The 19,436-nt window shown below is 71.4% G+C and carries 17 protein-coding genes and 1 pseudogene; 5 read left to right on the forward strand and 13 right to left on the reverse strand.

Going from position 1 to position 19,436, the window contains the following annotated elements:
• Positions 1–3: 3 nt before the first annotated feature.
• The 5 genes from JNO44_RS08850 to JNO44_RS08870 form a co-directional block, all read right to left on the reverse strand.
• On the reverse strand, positions 4–447 hold the full coding sequence (locus JNO44_RS08850) for a RidA family protein (RefSeq protein ID WP_159425952.1): 444 nt from the start codon (positions 445–447) through the stop codon (positions 4–6).
• On the reverse strand, positions 444–1,652 hold the full coding sequence (locus JNO44_RS08855; RefSeq protein WP_205362784.1) for a CapA family protein: 1,209 nt from the start codon (positions 1,650–1,652) through the stop codon (positions 444–446). The genes JNO44_RS08850 and JNO44_RS08855 overlap by 4 nt, the downstream gene beginning before the upstream one ends.
• 157 nt (positions 1,653–1,809) lie before the next feature.
• Entirely contained in the window at positions 1,810–2,997 is a 1,188-nt protein-coding gene (locus tag JNO44_RS08860) for a class I SAM-dependent methyltransferase (protein WP_240167494.1), read from the reverse strand.
• A 153-nt stretch (positions 2,998–3,150) separates the two neighbouring features.
• A complete protein-coding gene (locus JNO44_RS08865; RefSeq protein ID WP_039638303.1) occupies positions 3,151–4,125 on the reverse strand; it encodes a methionyl-tRNA formyltransferase in 975 nt (324 codons plus the stop codon).
• The gene (locus JNO44_RS08870; RefSeq protein ID WP_205362785.1) at positions 4,122–4,997 is read right to left on the reverse strand and encodes a ThiF family adenylyltransferase; all 876 of its coding nucleotides are present in this window, start codon (positions 4,995–4,997) and stop codon (positions 4,122–4,124) included. The genes JNO44_RS08865 and JNO44_RS08870 overlap by 4 nt, the downstream gene beginning before the upstream one ends.
• 305 nt (positions 4,998–5,302) lie before the next feature.
• On the opposite strand from JNO44_RS08870, the gene JNO44_RS08875 reads away from it, so the two are divergent.
• On the forward strand, positions 5,303–6,025 hold the full coding sequence (locus tag JNO44_RS08875) for an ArsR/SmtB family transcription factor (protein WP_205362786.1): 723 nt from the start codon (positions 5,303–5,305) through the stop codon (positions 6,023–6,025).
• A gap of 104 nt (positions 6,026–6,129) precedes the next feature.
• On the opposite strand, the gene JNO44_RS08880 is transcribed toward JNO44_RS08875, so the two are convergent.
• The 5 genes and pseudogenes from JNO44_RS08880 to JNO44_RS08900 form a co-directional block, all read right to left on the reverse strand.
• Positions 6,130–7,110: an aldo/keto reductase gene (locus tag JNO44_RS08880; RefSeq protein WP_205362787.1), complete on the reverse strand. Its 981-nt coding sequence runs from the start codon at positions 7,108–7,110 to the stop codon at positions 6,130–6,132.
• Positions 7,111–7,234: 124 nt separating this feature from the next.
• Positions 7,235–7,789 (reverse strand): RidA family protein, encoded by a 555-nt coding sequence (locus tag JNO44_RS08885; RefSeq protein WP_205362788.1) that lies wholly within the window; start codon positions 7,787–7,789, stop codon positions 7,235–7,237.
• 48 nt (positions 7,790–7,837) lie between these two features.
• On the reverse strand, positions 7,838–9,457 hold the full coding sequence (locus JNO44_RS08890; protein WP_205362789.1) for a long-chain-fatty-acid--CoA ligase: 1,620 nt from the start codon (positions 9,455–9,457) through the stop codon (positions 7,838–7,840).
• A 211-nt stretch (positions 9,458–9,668) separates the two neighbouring features.
• Positions 9,669–10,880 carry an erythromycin esterase family protein gene (locus JNO44_RS08895; protein WP_205362791.1) on the reverse strand — a complete coding sequence of 404 codons (1,212 nt, stop codon included), beginning with the start codon at positions 10,878–10,880 and terminating at the stop codon, positions 9,669–9,671.
• 160 nt (positions 10,881–11,040) lie between these two features.
• Positions 11,041–11,611: pseudogene (locus JNO44_RS08900) on the reverse strand (Rieske 2Fe-2S domain-containing protein).
• Between the two features lie 275 nt (positions 11,612–11,886).
• On the opposite strand from JNO44_RS08900, the gene JNO44_RS08905 reads away from it, so the two are divergent.
• Positions 11,887–13,419 carry an MFS transporter gene (locus JNO44_RS08905; RefSeq protein ID WP_205362792.1) on the forward strand — a complete coding sequence of 511 codons (1,533 nt, stop codon included), beginning with the start codon at positions 11,887–11,889 and terminating at the stop codon, positions 13,417–13,419.
• Between the two features lie 147 nt (positions 13,420–13,566).
• Here the strand turns inward: JNO44_RS08905 and JNO44_RS08910 are convergent, their stop codons facing one another.
• Entirely contained in the window at positions 13,567–14,310 is a 744-nt protein-coding gene (locus JNO44_RS08910; protein ID WP_205362793.1) for an MFS transporter, read from the reverse strand.
• A 193-nt stretch (positions 14,311–14,503) separates the two neighbouring features.
• Entirely contained in the window at positions 14,504–15,016 is a 513-nt protein-coding gene (locus tag JNO44_RS43305) for an MmyB family transcriptional regulator (RefSeq protein WP_240167495.1), read from the reverse strand.
• Between JNO44_RS43305 and JNO44_RS43310 the strand changes: the two genes are divergently transcribed.
• Together JNO44_RS43310 and JNO44_RS08920 are read left to right on the forward strand one after the other, a co-directional pair.
• Positions 14,951–15,592 carry an SDR family oxidoreductase gene (locus tag JNO44_RS43310; protein ID WP_240167496.1) on the forward strand — a complete coding sequence of 214 codons (642 nt, stop codon included), beginning with the start codon at positions 14,951–14,953 and terminating at the stop codon, positions 15,590–15,592. The two genes, JNO44_RS43305 and JNO44_RS43310, sit on opposite strands and share 66 nt — an antisense overlap.
• Positions 15,513–17,849 carry a prolyl oligopeptidase family serine peptidase gene (locus JNO44_RS08920; protein ID WP_420882624.1) on the forward strand — a complete coding sequence of 779 codons (2,337 nt, stop codon included), beginning with the start codon at positions 15,513–15,515 and terminating at the stop codon, positions 17,847–17,849. The genes JNO44_RS43310 and JNO44_RS08920 overlap by 80 nt, the downstream gene beginning before the upstream one ends.
• Before the next feature lie 41 nt (positions 17,850–17,890).
• Here JNO44_RS08920 and JNO44_RS08925 read toward each other — a convergent pair whose 3' ends face one another.
• The gene (locus tag JNO44_RS08925; protein ID WP_205362795.1) at positions 17,891–18,535 is read right to left on the reverse strand and encodes a cysteine hydrolase family protein; all 645 of its coding nucleotides are present in this window, start codon (positions 18,533–18,535) and stop codon (positions 17,891–17,893) included.
• A 181-nt stretch (positions 18,536–18,716) separates the two neighbouring features.
• Between JNO44_RS08925 and JNO44_RS08930 the strand changes: the two genes are divergently transcribed.
• Positions 18,717–19,235 (forward strand): pyridoxamine 5'-phosphate oxidase family protein, encoded by a 519-nt coding sequence (locus JNO44_RS08930; RefSeq protein WP_420882625.1) that lies wholly within the window; start codon positions 18,717–18,719, stop codon positions 19,233–19,235.
• The last annotated feature ends 201 nt before the right edge of the window (positions 19,236–19,436 follow it).

Here is a 19,436-nt window from a genome sequence, read left to right on the forward strand (position 1 = left end):
TCGTCACGCCGCGGGGTGGGAGGGGGCGAGGGCGACGCACTGCACCTCGACCTGGAGGTTGGGCAGCGGCAGTCCGGACACCGCCACCGCGGTGCTCGACACCAGCGTGTCCCCCAGGATCTCCCGGCGGATCTCGAAGAAGCGGGGCGCGGTGCGCATGTCGGTCAGGTAGATGGTCATCGACACCAGGTGCTCGAAGCCGCCGCCCGCCGCGCTCAGCACCCGCCGGACGTTCTCCAGCGCCCGGTACGCCTGCTCGTCGAAGCTGTCGCTGACCGGCTGGTAGTCCTCGTCGATGCCCAACTGCCCGGAGATGTAGAGCAGTCCGCCGGCGGTGACCGCCTGGGCGTAGCCGAACCTGCGCGGGTCGCCGACGCCGGGCACGTCCACATGGCGCACGATGGCCTCGTCCGCCGTGGCCTTGGTTTCCTGTCGGTCGTTGGTCATGCCTGCTCCTCGAACTGCTCGGACTCGGATGCCGGAAGGGCCTGGATGCTGTCGGCCGGGAGGCCGGAGCCCTCCAGCGGAGGGGTGAAGCGGGTGGGCAGCTGCTCCTGGGTGCAGCATTCGGTGAGGTACGCGGTGACCCGCCGCCCGGCCTCGCTCCGCGGCGACACCGGCACCGGCTCGTTGCGGGTGTCGATCACCGCCGGGCAGAAGCCCGCGGCGAGCACGCCGTGCGTGTCGAGGCGGACCACGGCCACGCCGGTCATCCGCGCGTCCGGGTGGAAGGGCAGCAGCGGGTACTCCTCCTGCGGCCGTATCCGGAACTCGCCGAATCGGCGGCCCAGTTCACGCTCGTCCTGCGGGCGGGCGGCGCTGAGGTAGCCGTCCTTGGCCAGGCGCTGCGGCAGGTTGGGCAGGTCGAAGACGTAGTGTCCGAGCCCGTAGAAGACCGGCTTGCCCTTGTAGAACTCGATGCCGCGGAGCATGTGGTGGTGGTGCCCGAGGACGACGTCCGCGCCGGCGTCGACGGCGAGCCGGGCCAGTCGGCGCTCGTTGTCGGTCAGCACGAACGGTCGGGTGAAGTCGCCCCAGTGGAAACTGATGACGACGATATCGGCCTGCGCACGCACGGCCCGTACGTCACGGGTGAAGGCGGCCACATCCTCCGGGAAGTTCTCCGTGGTGACGCGCGGGAGAAGTCCCGGATTCCATTCGTTGATCTCCCACGGCGTATAGCGGGTGTGGGCGCGCAGCGGGGCGAGTCCGGGCACCCCGGCGCGGGCCTCGTAACCGTGCGGGAAGACCGAGGAATAGGCGAGAAAGGCGATCCGCAGGCCGTCGCGTTCGACGATCGCCGGGGTGCGCGCCTCGTCGATGGTGGCCCCGGCACCGGTCGTGGCGATGCCCAGGCCGCGGAGCGTGTCCCGCGTGTTGAGCAGTGCCTGGTGGCCGCCGTCCACGCTGTGGTTGTTGGCCAGCGACATCACGTGGAAGCCGGCGTCGGCGAGCGGCTTGGCATTCCGTCCGGGGGCGACGACGGGGGACCCGGAACTCGGCGCCCTTTCCCAGGTGTCGCTGAACACTCCTTCGCAATTGCCGAAGACGACATCACCGGTGTTCAGGAATCCGCCGGCTGTTTCGAATGCAGTCTCGGGATTCTCCCGGTCGATGAAGACATCGCCCACCGCGAACAAGGACACAGTCATGGTCACTCTTTCGGATGCTGGAGACGGGATGTGGCGGGATGTGGAATGAGGCCACTCCGTACTGCTGAACAAGCCTAGTTCCCGGGCAGTTTGTCCCCGGCCGAACTGTCGTCGGGCGTGGCGGCCGGCCGTCGCCACGCCCGACGACGGCGCGGGTTCAGTGGGCGCGGGTGTGCCGGCCGGCGTGGCCGACGAGGAGCAGTCGGTGCATGGGCGCCTCCAGGACGGCCACCCGCTCCAGCCCCGCCTCCGCGAGCCACTGGTCGTAGGTGCTCAACGCATAGGCGTCGCCGCCGCCGGTGGCGAGCATGGAGGCGGCGAACAGCAGCGCGAAGCGGTCCTGTGCCGTGGTCGGCCGTGCCTCGTCCACCACGATCTGGTCCGCGATGCAGATCAGGCCGTCGGGGGCCAGGACGTCGGCGGCGCTGCGCATCAGCTTCTGCACGGAGTCGTCCGTCTGCAGATGGAAGATGTTGGCGAACAGGATCAGATCGACGATCTCGCCCCAGCCGTGCTGCCAGAAGTCCCGGACGGTGCCGGTGAAGCGCGCGCCGACGCCGACCTTCTCCGCCTGTCGGGTGGCGAGGGGGATGATGCGCGGGGCGTCGATGCCCTCCGCGGTCCAGGACGGGAAGCGTTCGAGCAGCAGTTGACTGTAGAGACCGGTGCCGCAGCCGACGTCGAGCACGGAGACCGCCTGGTCCTTCTTCCAGCCGGATTCGGCGAGGAAGGACGACAGCACGTCCACGATCGGGGGCGCCCAGAAGTTGATGCCGAAGGTCAGGTCCTCGTAGTTGGTCTCCGAGATCTGGTTGGTGCGGTCGTTGCCGGACCGGTCGCGGGTGCCGTGCCGGACGGCGTCGCCGAGGTTGCGCCAGGCGGCCCAGGCGACGTGCCGGTCGTGGGCCATCTTCCCCACCAGGCTGAAGGTGCCGCCCGGGAGCAGGGCGTGCCGGAACTCCTCGGGGAGGACGTAGCGGCTCTCGCCGTCGTCGTCGGAGCGCTCCAGCACGCCGTAGGCGACGAGCCCGCCCAGCAGGACGCGGGTGGCCCGCTGGTCGGTGTCGAGGTCGGCGGCGAGCTCCGCCACGGTCCCCGGGCCCTTCGACAGCCTGGCGAAGACTCCGAGGTCGTGGGCGGTTTCGATGATCGCCGGCGCCCACAGGCTGATGAGGTGCTCGTAGAGCTGGTGTGCCGCGCGGATCGTCTTGCGCTCGCCGGTGGTGGTGGACAGGTAGTTGTAGTCCACTAATTCCCTGACACCGTTGTCGGGGCGTGCCGGGCCGGCGCCGGCGCGGGTGCGGTCATGGGCTGCGGTGGCCAGGTTGACGGATCGCTCAACCATGAGGGGAGTTCCTCTCGTTGCCGGCCGGCGGGAGGGCGCCCGGTGCGGCCGGCGGTGACGGTGAAGGCGGGCTGGGGAGCAGCCGCCGGGTCGGGAAGCAGGGTCGTCGGACCGCGGTGCCGGCCGCGGTCCGACGACCCGGTGACGGCAGCGTCAGGCGTGGGTGCGGGCCTGGAAGCGGGTGTCGAACCGCGTGGTGCCGTCGGGGACGCTGGCGAGCCGTTCCGCGCCGTGGACGTCGAGGGACCACAGCCGGAGCCAACCGTCGGCGCTCGCCGCGTAGAGGGCTCCGGACTCGATGCGCAGTGCCCCCGGGGCGTCGGGGGCGGGGAACTTCCGTCCCACGTCCTCCGCCGTCAGGACGGTGAGTTGATCTCCGCGATCGGTCCGCACATAGGCACCGGGACTGCGGTATCCCGCCCGGACCGTCCGCAGGATCGTTTCGCTCGACCGGCCGAAGTCCAGCCAGTAGTCGCGGTCGCCCGGCTTGCTGAAGTAACTGCGCAGCGCCGGGTCCTGGGGCGAGGTGGGGTAGTCGCGTGCGATCAGCCGCGGCAGGAGCTGCCGCAGCAGCGCCACGTTGGCGATGGTGTGCGACTCCCGGACCTCCAGGGCCGTCTCGTTGCCGGCCAGCCGGATGCGCTTCTGCATGACGACCGGCCCGCCGTCGATCTGCGGCGTCATCTCGATCGCGGTGACCCCGCTGTCGAGTTCGCCCTCCCTGACCGTCCAGAAGAAGGGCGCCCAGCCGGCATAGCGCGGCAGGGGGCTGGGGTGGAAGTTGATCGAGGTGATGGCCGGTACGGCCAGCAGGTCCGGCTTGAGGATCTGCTGGTAGTTGCCGGTCAGGAAGTAGTCCGGTGCCAGCGCGGCCAGTTCGCGGATCAGCCCGGGGTCGTTGACCTTGGTCGGGCGGAAGAGCGGAACGCCGCGTTCGCCGGCCTGCTTTTCGAGGTCGACCTGGTCCTCTTCCCCGAGGAAGTAGGGGCACAGCTTTCCGGGCGGGCTGGTGACCACGCCGACCAGTCGGACCAGCGGATGCTCCGCGAGGATCGACAGGAACGGCGCCCCCAGCTTCGAGTTGACTTCGGAGAAGAGTACGACCCGGATCGGGTGTAACTCGCTCACTCAGTCCACCACTTCCCGGGGACCATCTTGGCCGTCCAGCTCAGGGAATCGAAGATGGCGTAGCCGGGCTGGACGGGGAGCGGCTCCAGTCCCGGGATTTCCAGGATCTCCAGGGCGAGTCGCTCGGTGAGGATTCCTTCCGCCATCGGCGGGCAGGCGCCGAAGATGGGCATGCGCTTCATGTCGACGAACCAGTGGTCGATCATCTCGCGACCGGGGTACGCCGGCATGACCGCGATGGCCCGCTCGACCAGTTTCTTGATGACGTCGGGGGTGAACTCGGCGTCCTCGGGGATGTCGTACACCTCCTCGATGGTCATCGAGTCCTTGGTGTACTTGTACACGATGACGGTGTGCCCCACCGTCGGTATCTTGAGCATGAATTTGCACCGGTCGGACTTGCGGAACGCGCGGTGCAGGGCGTAGCGATTCTTGACCTGATAGAACTCCATCTGGTCCATGACGTAGTCGCAGCCGTCCATGAATTCCTCGGCCGACTCCGGAGTGATGCCTTCCGGGAACACGTCGATGTTCACGTCCCGGGTCAGGTCGTAGGCCAGTTCCGCGACGACCTCGGCCTTGTTGCGGCCGAGGTGTTCGACGTCCGCCCCGATCTGCCGCTGTACGTTGGAGAGCTCGAAGATGTCGGGGTCGGCGAGCTTGAGGTTGCGCACGCCCATGCGGACGAGCCGCAGTGCCACCGCGCCACCGATTCCGCCGGTGCCGACGATTCCGACGACGGAGTCGCGGAGCTTCTCCTGGCGGGCCCGCTGTTCTTCCGGGGTGTCGCCGAGCCAGCCGAGATTCCGGTCGACGCGCTCCCAGTAGAATTTGTCGTCGTAGGTGCCGCGGTAGGTAGTCCTGTCAGCCATTGCGTGGACCCTCTCGTGAATGAGCGGACAACTTGGCGCACCAGGCGCGACAAGAGGGATCAACGATTTTCGATTTCCCCCGTGACGCCTGTTCGAAAACTACCTGAGGAACAGTTAGGAAGCCGCCTAAGTGTGCGTAGCATCGGGCCTTCGTGACACCTAGGCGGAATATGCCACTCCGATGCAACACCGAATATTTGATTCCGCCCGAATTCATAGATAATAAAGTGTGGTTCCGGTCAGCGTGGCCGGAAAGTGCGGTTCGGTCCCCTTCTTCGGGTCGCCCCCCGATTATGGTGATCGACATGCCACGAACACCTGAGATCGGGCCAGATATCGCCACCGTCGCCCAGCTGTTGGGTGATCGGACGCGCGCATTGATGGTCAGCGAGTTGGCGACGGGCGAGCCGCTGTCCGCCAGTTCACTGGCGGCGTTGGTCAGCATCTCCCGGCCCACCGCGAGCGAGCACCTGGCCAAGCTGGTCGACGGCGGGGTGCTGCACGTGGAACGGGTCGGACGGCACGCCTACTACCGGCTCGCGAACGACGATGTCGCGGTGGCGCTCCGGGCGCTGGCCTCGGTGGCCCCGGACCTGACGGCTCCGGACGCCCCGTCGGCCCGCGCCCGGGGCGTCCTCAGCACGGCACGGACCTGCTACGACCACCTCGGCGGGCGGTTGGGGGTGGAGCTCACCGACGTCCTGCAGGCGCGGGGGCTGATCCAGCGGCGCGCCCAGCAGTGGGAGGTCGCGACCGACGCCTGGGACGCCTGGCGGCCGTTGGGCATCGCCTGTGCGCCGCTGAAGGATTCCCGGCGGCCGATCGTGCGTGGCTGCGCGGACTGGAGCGGACCCCGGCACCACATCGCCGGGGGGTTGGCCGCGGCGGTCACCGAGCGGCTGTTCAGCCTGGGTTGGTTGACGCGCGTCTCCGCCGACGACCGCGTCGTCACCGCCACGGAGGCCGGTCTGGTGGGGTTACGGCAGACCTTCGGGTTGTCGCTGAGTGGCCTCGGGCCCGACCGATGAACACAGTCATCGGTCGGGCCCGAGGCCATTCAGCGCACACGGCACACGACATCGCCCGGGGGCCGGCGCGGCCTCCCGGGCGATGCTGTGCTCCTCGCGCGCGCTCAGGCGTCGATGGTGCGCATGATGCCCTCCGGGTAGCGCTCGCCGGCCACCGCGTCGCCGGGCATCAGGGCGTCCAGGGCAACAACTTGATCCTTCGTCAGTTCCACCTCGGCGGCCGCCGCGTTCTCCTCGACGTAGCGCACCCGCTTGGTGCCGGGGATGGGGACGATGTGCTCGTCCTTGGCCAGCAGCCAGGCGAGCGCAATCTGGCCGGGAGTCGCCCCCGCCTCGTCGGCGAAGGACTGGATGCGTTCGACCAGGGCGAGGTTGTGGGTGAGGTTCTCGCCCTGGAACCGGGGGTCGGTGTGCCGGTAGTCGTCCTCGGACAGCGCGGCCAGGTCGCGGACGGTGCCGGTGAGCATCCCGCGTCCCAGCGGCGAGAAGGCCGCCACCCCGATGCCCAACTCCCGGCACGCGGGCAGGACATCGGGCTCGGCGTGCCGTGCGAACAACGAGTACTCGCTCTCCAGGGCCGCGAGCGGATAGGTCGCATGGGCCCGCCGCAGGGTGTCCTCGCTGACCTCGGAGAGACCGATGTGCCGGACCTTCCCCTCGGTCACCAGCTCCGCCATCCCGCCGATGATCTCCTCGATGGGCAGCGAACGGTCCCTGCGGTGCAGGTAGTAGAGGTCGATCACCTCGACCCCCAGCCGGCGCAGCGACGCCTCGCACGCCTGCTTGGCGTAGGCCGGGCTGGAGTCCAGCTCGAAGCTGCGGTCCTGGGACCACCCCCTGATGCCGAACTTGGTGGCGATCACCACCTCGTCCCGGCGGCCGGCGATGGCCTCTCCGATCAACTCCTCGTTGTGGCCCCGGCCGTACATGTCCGAGCTGTCGAGGAACGTCATACCGAGGTCGAGGGACCGCCGGAGCGCGGCGATCGACTCACCGCGGTCGGCGGGGCCGTAGTTCTGCGACATGCCCATGCAGCCGAGGCCGATGGCGGAGACCTCCAGGCCCCCCAGCATGCGAGTCTTCATCGTGATGCCCTCCCGTGATGTGCCCGGACGAGGCCGTCGAGGGCCCCTGCCCGGGCAGCGTTGCGATGGCCTGTGAATGGGGGTGTGGCCCGCGCGCGGTGCGCCGTCGAACGGTGCGCGGCCCTCACTCGGGGTGCAGTTCGAGTTCCGCCGCGATCTCGACCGGCACGTCCCACGGCAGCGCGATCGTGCCGACCGCCACGCGGGCGTGGTAGCCGATCTCCTCGCCGAACACGTCGAGCAGGAGCTGTGAGGCGGGGTTGAAGACGGCGGGGAAGTCGATGAATCCCGGCACCGAGTTGGCCATGCAGTGCAGTCGGCAGAACGCCCGCACCCGGCCCAGGTCCCCCACCGTCTGCTCGACGCTGGCGAGCACGGACAGGACCGTGCGCACCGCGGCGTCCTGCGCGCACCGCAGGCCCACGGTGTCGCCGATCGTGCCGTAGGGCCCGGTGAGCTGGCCGTCCTCGGCGATCGGCACATGCCCCGACACGAAGACCCGGGTGCCGACGACCCGCACCAGCCGGGCCGGGATCCGCAGATTCGGGCTGGTCGGGATGCGCCACGGCACCGGCAGCGCCAGTTCCTTGTGCGCCAGCCGCTCGGCCACCTCACGGCTCGTGACCCGCTCGGCCGCCGTCACCTGCGCCACCCCGCCGGTCGTTACGCTCTGCCCCACGATCTGTGTCCTCCTCCATGCCAACGGTTGCCCGTGCGACGGCGGTTGTCAGGCCCGGCTCTCGGCGTAGCGCGCCCGCAGGGTCTTCTTGTCGGTCTTGCCGATGCTGGTCTTCGGCAGCTCGGCCACCAGCTCGATGGTGTCCGGCACCCACGACGGGGCGAGGCGGGCGGCCAGGAACTCCCGCAGCTGATCGCCCGTCACCGTGGCGTCCTCCTGGGGGCGCAGCACCACACAGGCCAGCGGGCGCTCGCCCGCCGTGGCATCGGGGACCGCGACAACGGCGGCCTCGACGACGGCCTGGTGACCGAGGAGTTCCTCCTCCACCTTGAGCGAGGAGATCCACTCGCCGGCCGACTTCACCAGGTCCTTCATCCGGTCCACGATGCGCACATAGCCGAGTTCGTCGATGACGGCGACGTCGCCGGTGCGCAGCCAGCCGTCCATGAACTTGTCGGGCCGGGAACCCTCCTGGGCGTACTCGCGGGCCACCCAGGGGCCGCGCACCTGCAACTCCCCCATCGCCCGCCCGTCCCAGGGCTGCTCCGCCCCCGCGTCGTCGGCGATCCGCATCTCCACCAGCGGCAGCGGACGCCCCTGCGAGGTGGCGTAGTACCCGCGGGTCTCCTCGGACGCGTTGCCGCCCACGTCGGCGGGGAGCTTGCTGAAGCTGCCGTGCCCGCTGGTCTCCGTCATGCCGAAGACCTGGACGATCGGGAATCCCACCTCCACCTCGAACGCCCGGGAGACCGGGCGGGCCACCGGCGAACCGCCGCACACCATGCGGCGCAGCGAGGACAGGTCCGGTCGCCGGTCCCGCCAGTGCGCCAGCAGCCCGGGCAGCGCCGCGCCGAACCCGACGGCGACGGTGGGGCGTTCCTTCTCCACCAACTCGCAGACCCCGGCCGGGCTCAGGTCACGGCCCGGCAGGACCAGCGCGGTGCCGTGCAGGGCGGCGGCGAAGGGCAGCCCGACCTGGCTCAGCGCCAGCGGCACCAGGGCCAGCAGGGTCTCGGAGGAGCCGAGGCCCTCCGCGTCGGCCAGGCCGGTGCAGAAGCTCTGCAGGACGGTGCTGCGGTGGCTGTAGACCACGCCCTTGGGGAGCCCGGTCGTGCCGGTGGTGTAGCTGGTGTGGGCCGGGGCGCTCTCCGCCACGGACGGCCAGGCAGCCATGGGCTCGGCCGCGGCCAGCAGCGCCTCGTACTCCAGCGCGTCGCCGTCCTGCGCGGCGTCGTCGGTGTCGGGCAGCACGACGAGGCGCCGGGCCCGGCTCAGGTGCGGCTCGACCCGGCGCCAGTCGGCCAGCAGGCTGCGGTCGCAGAGCACGATCGCGTCGTCCGCGTGGTCCACGATGTAGGCCACCTGCTCGGCGGCGAGGTTGATGTTGACCGTGTGCAGCACGGCGCCCATCGACGGGACGGCGAGATACGCCTCCAGATGCCGGTGGGTGCTCCCGGCGAAGGTCGCCACCCGGTCGCCCGGCTGAATGCCGAGGTCGCGCAGCGCCCCCGCCAACCGCCGTGCCCGGTGCACCACTTCGCCCCAGGTCGAGCGGTGCAACCCCGTCCCGACCCGGCTGATCACCGGCCGGGCGGCGAAGAGTTTCTCGGCCCGAGGGGTGATCAACGCCGGAATCGTGAGGGGGAACTCCGACACTGCGTCCTGCATCCGACTACCTTTCATCCGGTGTTCCGCGGATCGGCCGGGCCAGCGTCATCGACGGTTGCACTGGCCACGAGAAGACGCGCTGCGCTGCGGGCCGACAGGCTCGGGGACCGGACGGACATACGCGCCGGTCGCCCTGATCCAAGTATTCGGAATTACCGTTTGGGAGGGGCCGAAGTGTCGTCGCCGGGTTTTCGCGGGGGCCTGCCGCGGCCTACGGCAACCACCGCACCGGGGACGCCCGGCGGATGTGGACGAGCACGTCGAAGGCGTCGGCGAGGGATGCCACCGCGAGGTGTTCGGTGGCGTCCCGGGACGGGTCGTAGACGCCGCTGATGACGCGCAGCCTCGCCGGTCCGTCCCAGCGGCGGCGCACGGCGGCGGGGCGCAGATCCAGCCGGTGCGCGGGCAGGTCCACCGCGCCGAGCCGCGCGTCGAGCAGGTCGCCGGCCGGCTCCGGGACGACGGCGACACCGAGGTCGCCGTGGTGGAAGCCGATCGCGACGGACGCGTACCGCGCGCCGTACCGCGCACGCAGCAGACTGCCGACGCTCGGCTGCGGCCCCTTCTCGGGAGCCAGGCCCAGGGTGACCTCGGTGGCCGAGGTGTGCGCGATGCCGTCCCAGTAGACGGCGCGCAGGCCGGTCCGGCGCTGCTGGTCGCCGAGGGTGTCGGCCCCCACCGCGGCGTCGCCCGCGTAGCTGCCGCGCCCGGCGACGCTGCGCTCGTGGAAGTCCACGATCCGGCGCATCCGCGCGGCGACGCCCTCGTCGCGGTGGGCACCGGGCAGGGACCGGATCAGCGCGAGCGCGTCGCGGGCGTGGTCGGCGAACGGCCGTCCCGGGTGGGTGCCCCGGGCGCGCTGCACGTGTTCGTCGGTGTGGTGGGCGGTCCGGATCGGCTCCAGGTGGGAGGTCAGCTCCGGCAGCAGCTCCGGGGCGGACGCCCGGACGTGGGCCAGGACGACGTCGTAGTCCTCGGGCCGCGCCTGCGCCGGCCGGACGCCGAAGATCCGTACGGGGTCGTGCGGATGCTCCTGGTTGAACGCCCGGATCCACTCCAGGGCCGCGACCATCTCGGCGGTGCGCCACGGCCGCCAGGCGTCGTCCAGGGCGGCCGCCGCCGACCCCTCGCCGGTCCCCACGTACCGGTCGAGGCGGTCGGCGACCGCGACGGTGTCCTGGAGGGCCAGCGCCCGGAACCCGTGGTGCCGGACCAGTCGGCGGAAGAGCCGGTCCCGGGCGTCGAAGGTCTCGCGGGAGAAGCGGGTGGACTCGCCGAGGCCGACGATCGTCGCGTCCGCGAGGCTCGCGGCGAGGTCGTCGAGCACGGCGTCGGTCAGCGGGGCGACGTCGTGGGGCGCGGGATCGTGCGGTCCTACGGACGAGGGGAGGGTGAGCCGGGGAGCGGTGTTCTCGTGGGTCATGTCGCCCACCCTTCTTCCTCAAGTTCGCTTGAGGTCAAGCGGCGAGTTCCGGCCAGCCCGCGTACCGACCGACCAGTCCACCCTGAGGCACCTCGGCGGTAGGATTTTTCGGACGCGGAACCCGAGGGCTGAGAACGCCGCGGCCGGTCCGCGGGTCGGTTCATGCCGGCGGCGCGGACGCCGACTGCTGCTCGGCCCGGGCCCGCAGCAGGCGCCGCAGCCGCACCAGACCCAGGTCGTGCTGGTAGAGGTGCTCGTGCTGATCGGCGTCGGCCGGCAGGGCCTCCAGCAGGACGCGGTCCTGTTCCAGCACCGCCCAGTGGCGCTCCTCGATCAGGGTCCGGTAGAGGAAGCGCCAGGTGTCGCGTTGCCAGGCCGACGCCCGGCGGTAGCGCCAGAAGAAGACACCGGTGCGCTCGGCGTCCACCGGGCAGGCCGGGGACGGAGGCGACGGTGCCGTCCGTCGCGACCTCGACGCCGTGGTACCGGCAGGCGACCCGGTCCCCGAGGTGCTTTCCCAGCGACAGCGGGGCGCCGCGGTGCGGGCAGCGGTCGGCGAGCAGCGCGAGGGTGCCGTCGGCGCGGCGGAACAGCAGCCACTGCTCGCCGAGTACGGTCACCCGGCGCATCGCGCCGGGGGCGACGAAGGACGAGGGGAGGACGGGGTGCCACTGGTTGCGGAGGCCGGTGGCGTAGATGTGGTCGGCGGTGGCGGAGGTGGAGAGGGTCATGGTCAGGCTCCCAGGCGGTGCATCTCGGCGCGGAAGGACTCCTCGGTCCAGGGCGCGTGCACGCCCATCGTGACGCAGGCGCCGCACGACGGGACCGCTCGACGGACGGGCGTCGCTCCGAGCCCTGGCGGCTCCGAGTACGGGGAATCCAAGGGCTTGAACACCACGCGGGCAAGACCCCGGGCAGCGGCACACGCCTTGGAGATTGACCGTTGACCGCTTGGGCAACCGTTCCTACTGTCTGCGCGACCCCTCTGTTCGCGGAAGGAACCTCCATGACGACTGTGGCCGGCCGGTCCGCCGCGGGATCGGCGGGATCCATCGCCGCACGACTCGAACGACTGCCGCACTCCCGCTGGCACGTAAAGGTCCGCTTCCTGATCGGCACCGTCACCTTCTTCGAGGCGTTCGACCAGCTGATGGCCGCCTCCGCGCTGCCCGTCCTGACCCACGACTGGCGCCTGACGACCGGTCAGGCCACCTTCGCCGTCACGGCCGGCTCGATCGGCATGCTCCTCGGCGCCCTGGCGGCCGGGTGGTTGGGCGACCGGATCGGCCGGGTGCGGACGGTCGCGCTCGGGGTCGCCGTCACCGCGCTCGCCAGCCTCGCCGTCGCCCGCTCCAACGGGATCGAGCCGTTCGCGCTCTTCCGGTTCGTCCAGGGCCTGGGCATCGGCGGCGTGGTCCCGGTCGCCGCCACCTACATCAACGAGATCGCCCGCGCGGACCGCCGGGGCCGCTTCGTACTGCTCTACGAGATGATCTTCCCGGCCGGCCTGGCCGCCGCGACCCTGGTGGCCGTGTGGGTGGTGCCGCACCTCGGTTGGCGAGCGATGTTCGTGATCGGCGCGCTACCGGCGCTGCTTGCCGCCCTCCTCCCCCGACAGGTCGCCGAGTCCCCACGCTGGCTGCTGACGCGCGGGCGGACGGCGGAGGCCGAACGGATCCTCGCCAGTATCGAGGCGGAGGTGGCACGAGCCGCCGCCACACCGCCGCCGTCACCGTCACGGTCACGGTTATCGGAGCCGGCTACCGGCAGCGACACCGGCACCGGGTCGACGCCCCCGGATGCGGATTCGCGCCCGGTCCAAGACTCCGACTCGGCCTCCGACTCCGGCCCCGACCCCGACCCCGACCCTGGCTCCGACTTGGCCTCCGGCCCGGATGCACACACGGCCGGTGCCGGCGCGCAGGGACGACTACGGGAACTGTTCACCGGCCGCTATCTGCGCCGCACCGTGGTCGTCTCGGTCCTCTGGTTCGTCGCGTACTACGTCAACCACGGCATCGCCACCTGGCTGCCCTCCCTCTACACCAAGAACTTCGGCCTGGACCTGACCACCGCGCTGGTCTACACCCTGCTCAGCAACGTCACCGGCCTCGTCGGCACGCTGCTGGTCGCACTCGTCGTCGACCGGGTGGGCCGACGCCCGGCGATGGTGGCCGCGTTCACCGGCACCGCGCTGGCGCTGGGAACGCTGGCACTGGCCGGAGCCGTCTCCGGCGAACAGGTCGCGCTGTTCGCGTCCTGCTCCACGTTCTTCGTCTACGCCATCAACGCCGGGCTCTACCTCTACACCCCCGAGCTGTACCCGACGCGCAACCGCGCCAAGGGCGCCGCCTTCGGCGGACTGTGGAACCGCGCGGGCGTCATCCTCGGGCCGATCGTCGTCGGCACGATCCTGGGGGCCGGTGGCAGCCTGATCCTGGTCTTCGCCCAGCTGGCGGGAATCGCGGCGGTGGGCGCGGTGATCGGACTCTTCGCCATCGAAACCAAGGGCAAGACCCTGGAGGAACTCAACGCCTGAGCCGCCCCGCTCGTCCGCACCCGGGCGTCCGAGCGTCCGAGCGTCCGGTGCATGTGACGACGCCTGCGGGGCGCACGGTGCGCAGAGTGCTCACCAGGGCCGCGCCCTTCGGGAACACACTCCTGGGCCGCGGCCCTCGCGCTCCACTCACACCCGCGTCCACCCGCCGGCCTTGCCCTCGCGCGCGGCGCGCCGGCCCTTCAGCGCGGAGACCGCGATCAGCAGCCCACAGAGGACGAAGGCGGATCCGACGGTGAACGCACCGGTCACGCCAGCCGTCAGCGCGTGACGCGCCTGCTCGCTCTCGGACAGTCCACTGGGCGGGTGCGCCTTCGCCGACCGCATCGCCGCACCGAACACGGTGACGAGAAGGGCGAGCCCCAGGGAACCGCCGACGGTCAGCATGGCCTGGAGGACTCCGGAGGCGGCACCGGATTCCTCCGGGGCGGCCTCGGAGAGGACGATCAGGTTGTGCGGGACCAGGGCCGGCCCGGCGCCGAGGCCGAACAGCACCAGGGGACCAACCACATGGGGCCCGTAGCCGCTGGTGGCGGTGAGTCGGGTGAGCCAGACAGTGGCGACGGCGACCGCCGCGAGGCCGGTGACCGCGACCGGCTTCGCGCCGAACCCCGGGAGGATCCTCGGCACGAACTGGGAGGAGACGAAGACCGACAGCGCCATCGGCAGGAACGCCAGTCCCGTGACGAGCGGCCCGTACCCGAGGACGCCCTGGAGGAACTGCACGAGGGAAAACCACACGCCGGTCAGCGTCGCGGCGATGAAGAGCAGGTCGATGTACGCGCCGGCACGGCTGCGGCGGGTGAACAGCCACAGCGGCACGATCGGTTGGTCGACGTTCTTCTCGATGACCGCGAACGCCGCGACAGGCACGGCCCGCCCGACAGACAGACACGGCAGGCCCGGCAGGCCCGGCAGGCACGGCAGGCAAAACCGGCACCGCAGGACTGATCGGCGCCGGGAGTCGGCGCCTACGCTTCCCGGTACGCCACACCCCGCCCCGTCCCACGCGACACGACACGACATGCCACGCCACCCGCCGTGCTCCCGCCCGGGAAGCGGGGCTTCAGCAGCCGCCCTGCTCCCCCACCCTCGCCCACAGGCCGCGCAATGCCCGGTCCGTGCCGGTCCCCGGCGCCGCCGTGTACACCATGACGCGCTGATCGGAATCCGGAACGGCGAGCACCTCACAGCTGAGGTCCAGCGCACCCACATCGGGGTGGACCATGCGCTTGGTGACGGTGCGGTGGACACCGACGTCATGGCATTTCCACAGCTCGGCGAACTCACCGCTCTCCCGCGAGAGTTCCGTTACGAGCTGCCGGACTCCCGGATCGTCGGGGTACCGGCCGGATCCACGGAGGTCGGCGACGCAGCGGCGGCCCAGTCGCGCCCGGTCGCGCGGGCCGATCCCGGCGGCCGCCGTCGTCCAACCCCCCGTCCGCCGGCCGGACGCGCGCACGGCATCGACGGGTTCGTCGCGGCTGCCGAGACGGCCGGTTGCCCACACATCGTGCTGCTGTCCGCCCTGGGGGTGGAGTCGGGCGATCCGACGCGCGACCCGATCGTGCGGATGCACCGCGCGGCCGAGGAGGCCCTGCGCCGGTCCCGGCTCGCCTGGACGTTCCTGCGCCCCGGCGCCTTCGCGACCAACACCCTGCAGTGGGCACCCGCCATGCGCGCGTCGGGGACGGTACGCGCGCCCTACCCACAGGCGCACGCTATTCGGCTGCGGCAGCACCCACCGTCCGGGTATGATCTATTGGCTCCGATTGACCGTAGCGACAGTGCCTGTCCGGTCGCCTCAGGTGGCCGTCGTCCCCGCGCAGAAGCCCGGCCGGACGACAACGCTCCACGGACGCCACAGACACTCCTGACCCCCGGCTCAACCGCCGTGTGCGCACAGCAACTTCCCCGGCCAAGCGGCCGACCACGCACACACACGCGCCCATCCGGCGACGCGTCCCTGCGGCATGCTCCGACTCTGCACACCCTGCACTGCACTCCCTGCACACCACACGCAGCGCTCCCGTTCTGCGCATGCCGCCTCATCACCACCTATGGAGGACAACACCGTGAAACGCCGTACAAACGACACCACGAACACCCCCGCCGCCCATACCGACACCGACACCGACACCCATACCGACGCTGACACCCATACCGGCACTGATAGCGACACGGCTACCGACACCAACCCCGCCCTCTTCCCGGAGCAGTTCGCCCGTACCCGACGCTTCTCTCTTGGTGTGCCCAGGCAGTTCACCGTCTCCCCGGATGGGCGACGGGTGCTCTTTGTGCGTACCGGGTCGGGCAGCGATCCCGTTGGACGGCTGTGGCAGCACGAGGCAGGTGAGGAGCGGCTGTTGGCCGATCCGGTGGCCCTGGTGGGCGGGGGTTGCGAAGACGTTCCCGAGGAGGAGCGACTGCGGCGCGAGCGGGCGCGCGAACGTTCCACCGGCGTGGTCGGCTACGCCACCGACGGCGCGGCGCGGCTGGCGGCGTTCGCACTGTCCGGCACTCTGTGGGTGGTGCCTACGGACGGCGGTGGGCCGTTCGCCGTGCCGACGGCCGGGCCGGTGGTCGATCCACGGCCGTCGCCGGACGGGCGGCACATCGCGTATGTGAGCGGGCACTGCCTGCACGTCGTCGGGCTGGACGGCGACGACCGGCAAGTGGCGCGGGCGGAGGGGCCGGACATCTCCTACGGGCTCGCCGAGTATGTCGCCGAGGAGTCGATGGGCCGCTCGCGCGGCTACTGGTGGGCGCCGGACGGCCGCCGCCTCCTGGTGGCGCGGGTCGACACCGCCCCGGTGGCGCGACGGTACCTCAGCGACCCGGCGGACCCGGCCCGGCCGCCGCAGGTGGTCCGCTATCCGTCGGCGGGCACCGCCAACGCTGAGGTGACGCTGCACCTGCTCACCCTGGACGGCGACCGCACGGAGGTCTCCTGGGACCGCACGGCGTACGAGTACGTCGTCGATGCGGGCTGGGACGCGCACGGCCCGTTCGTGGCCGTGCAGAGCCGGGACCAGCGAGTGGTGCGCACCCTGGCGGTCGATCCGATGACCGGCGCCACCGAGGTGCGGCACGAGCGGACCGATCCCGCCTGGGTGGAGTTGGTGCCCGGTACCCCGGCCCGGACGGCCTCCGGCGCCCTGGTGCTCCCGGAGGACGCGGACGGTACCCGCTGGCTGACCGTGGGCGGGCGGCGGGTCACGCCCGAGGGACTGCAGCTGCGCGAGGTGCTGGGCGTCGAGGGCGAGCGGGTGCTGTTCGCGGCGAGCGACGACCCGGCAGAGACCCATGTGTGGTGCCATGAACCCGGCGTCGGATGCCGCCGGTTGAGCCGGGACCCGGGTGTATGGACCGGCACCGGGCGCGGCGGGACGACCGTCCTGGCGGGCCTGACGCCGCGGGGACACGAGGTGTGCGTCATACGGGGCGAGGCCGAACCGGCCACACCTGCACCCTCCCGGCAGCCCTCACAGCAGCCGTCACGACAGCCGTCGCAAGAGCCTTCGCAGCGGCCGTCGCAGCGGCGCTCCGCGCAGCCTGCAGAGCCGACTTCAGCGCGGGCCTTCGTGGCCCTCGCCTCACTCGCCGAGGAGCCGGTGGTCACGCCGCGGCCGCTCCACCTCACCCTCGGGGAACGGGAGTTGCGTGCGGCCCTGTACTTGCCGGCCTGGCACCGGCCGGGCACCGGGAAGCTGCCGGTCCTGCTCGACCCGTACGGCGGGCCGGGGCTCCAGCTCGCCGTACGGGCGCGGGGGTGGACCGGTTGCGTGTCCCAGTGGTTCGCCGAACAGGGTTTCGCGGTCCTGGTGGTGGATGGACGGGGCACTCCGGGACGGGGGCCGGTCTGGGAGAAGGCGGTGCACGGTGACCAGTTGGGTCCGGCGCTGGAGGACCAGGTGGACGCGGTGCGTGCCGCCGGGGAGCGCTTCGTCGACCTGGATCTCGGGAGGGTGGCGATCCGGGGCTGGTCGTTCGGCGGGTTCCTGGCCGCCGCGGCCGTCCTGCACCGCCCGGACGTCTTCCACGCGGCGGTCGCCGGTGCCCCGCCCACCGATCAGCGGATGTACGACACCCACTGGAAGGAGCGGTTCCTGGGCCATCCCGATACGCACCCGGAGAACTACGCGCGTTCCTCGCTGGCCGGCGACGGCCATCTGTTGCGCCGCCCGCTGATGCTCATCCACGGGTTGGCGGACGACAACGTCGCCGTCGCGCACACCCTGCGCTTCTCGGCCGAACTGCTGGCGGCGGGCCGCCCGCACACCGTGCTGCCGCTGCCGGGGGCCACCCACCTGCCCGCCGACGACGCGGTCAACGCCAATTTGCTGCGCGTCCAACGCGACTTCCTCAAGGACGCGCTGCCCGCCCCCGGGGAGGCCGCCACCAGGACGTGACGCCCGGGGGCGCCGGGGCACCGAGGCATCGGGGCGCCGGGTCAGCGGGCGCGCTTCGGGCGCTGCCAGTTGGTGAGGACGGCCTCGGTGGTCGTCACGGTGGCCACCAGGGCGAGGGTGTTGCGGATCATCGCGGGGGTGTAGTCGGCGGGCACCCCCGCGATGGCGTCGGCCGGGACCACCGCCGTGTAGCCGAGGTTGACCGCGTCGAACACGGCATTCGGGATCGCCACGTTGGCCGAGACCCCGGTGACGACGAGCGTGCGGCAGCCGAAGTTGCGCAGCAGCGCGTCCACATCGGTGCCGGCGAGCGGGGAGAGCCCGTGCAGTCTGCGCGCCACCAGGTCGTCCTCCGACACCGGTATGGGGTCGGCGACGCGCACCGCGGTGGACCCGGTGATCTGCCGCACCGGCAGCCGCTCGGCCGCCCGGAAGAGCCGGGCGTTGTGGTTGGCGCCGCGGCCGTCGGGACGCCGTTCGGCGATCGCGTGCAGCACCTGGACACCGGCGCCGTGGGCGGCCGACACCAGCCGGGCGATGCGCACCAACGCCCCTGAGGTGCGGGCGACTTCGGCGAGTTCGGGCAGGGCGCTGTCGGGGCCGACCACGCCGCGCTGGCACTCGACGGTGAGCAGCACCGTCGTGGCCGGGTCCAGCTGCTCGGCGAGCCGGGCGTCCGAAGGCATCGGCAATCCCCTCTGCACGTTCCGTCTGTGTTCCCCCTGCGGGCGTCGCGCCGGTGTCCTCCCGTACGGGCGGATGCCGGCGCGGCGGGCCGGAAGGCGCGAGCGTATCGACCATTGCGTCCGGCAGGAAGAGCCCCCATGATTTCTGACACACCATCAGAATCAGCGAGGGGCGGCGAGGATGACCGAAACACCGCGCGCGCAGCACACACCCCGCACGGACGGCACATCCCGGTCGACCGCGCCCCAGCGCCGAGGCCGCCGGATCATGATGACCCCGGCCGAACTCGACGCCTTTCTGGCGTCCCAGCGGACCTGCCGGGTCGCCACGGTCGGCGGATGCGGCACGCCGCACCTGGGCGCACTGTGGTTCGTCTGGGACGGGACGGCGCTCTGGCTGTACTCGATCACCCGCAGCAAGCGGTGGGCGCAGCTGCGCAAGGACCCGCGGATCGCGGTGCTGGTGGACGACGGGCACGACTACGGCGAGCTGCGCGGCGCCGAACTGACCGGCCTCGCGGAGTTCGTCGGCGAAGCGCCGCGCATCGGAGAACCCTGCCCGGAACTGATCACTCCGGAAAGCCTGTTCACACGGAAGTACTTCGGGCTCGCGGAGATGCCGCACGACGGCCGGCACGCCTGGCTGCGGCTGGCGCCCGAGTCGGTGGTGTCCTGGGACTTCCGCAAAATCCCGGGCTGACCGCTGCCCGTCGCACCGCGACCGGAGGCAAGCCGGCCACCACCGCACGAGCCGAGTTATCCACAGGCCGGCAGCCCGTCGATCACAATCTCCGCGGTCTCTGCGAGAGTGGATCCGTCAGCCCGTTCCGCGCGGCGGCGCGTGCGGGATGGGGACAGCTCCGGCCCACCCGGCCGGGCAGCCGACGAGATCGAAGGAGAC

Source organism: Streptomyces noursei (assembly GCF_016917755.1).
In the GTDB taxonomy this organism is placed as follows: domain Bacteria; phylum Actinomycetota; class Actinomycetes; order Streptomycetales; family Streptomycetaceae; genus Streptomyces; species Streptomyces yunnanensis.

What these genes read in the sequence shown, in the direction of transcription:
- JNO44_RS08850 (WP_159425952.1), bottom strand. Translation starts at nt 447, where the DNA reads ATGACCAACGACCGACAGGAAACCAAGGCCACGGCGGACGAGGCCATC.
- JNO44_RS08855 (WP_205362784.1), bottom strand. Translation starts at nt 1,652, where the DNA reads ATGACTGTGTCCTTGTTCGCGGTGGGCGATGTCTTCATCGACCGGGAG.
- JNO44_RS08860 (WP_240167494.1), bottom strand. Translation starts at nt 2,997, where the DNA reads ATGGTTGAGCGATCCGTCAACCTGGCCACCGCAGCCCATGACCGCACC.
- JNO44_RS08870 (WP_205362785.1), bottom strand. Translation starts at nt 4,997, where the DNA reads ATGGCTGACAGGACTACCTACCGCGGCACCTACGACGACAAATTCTAC.
- JNO44_RS08875 (WP_205362786.1), top strand. Translation starts at nt 5,303, where the DNA reads ATGCCACGAACACCTGAGATCGGGCCAGATATCGCCACCGTCGCCCAG.
- JNO44_RS08880 (WP_205362787.1), bottom strand. Translation starts at nt 7,110, where the DNA reads ATGAAGACTCGCATGCTGGGGGGCCTGGAGGTCTCCGCCATCGGCCTC.
- JNO44_RS08890 (WP_205362789.1), bottom strand. Translation starts at nt 9,457, where the DNA reads ATGCAGGACGCAGTGTCGGAGTTCCCCCTCACGATTCCGGCGTTGATC.
- JNO44_RS08895 (WP_205362791.1), bottom strand. Translation starts at nt 10,880, where the DNA reads ATGACCCACGAGAACACCGCTCCCCGGCTCACCCTCCCCTCGTCCGTA.
- JNO44_RS08905 (WP_205362792.1), top strand. Translation starts at nt 11,887, where the DNA reads ATGACGACTGTGGCCGGCCGGTCCGCCGCGGGATCGGCGGGATCCATC.
- JNO44_RS08925 (WP_205362795.1), bottom strand. Translation starts at nt 18,535, where the DNA reads ATGCCTTCGGACGCCCGGCTCGCCGAGCAGCTGGACCCGGCCACGACG.
- JNO44_RS08930 (WP_420882625.1), top strand. Translation starts at nt 18,717, where the DNA reads ATGACCGAAACACCGCGCGCGCAGCACACACCCCGCACGGACGGCACA.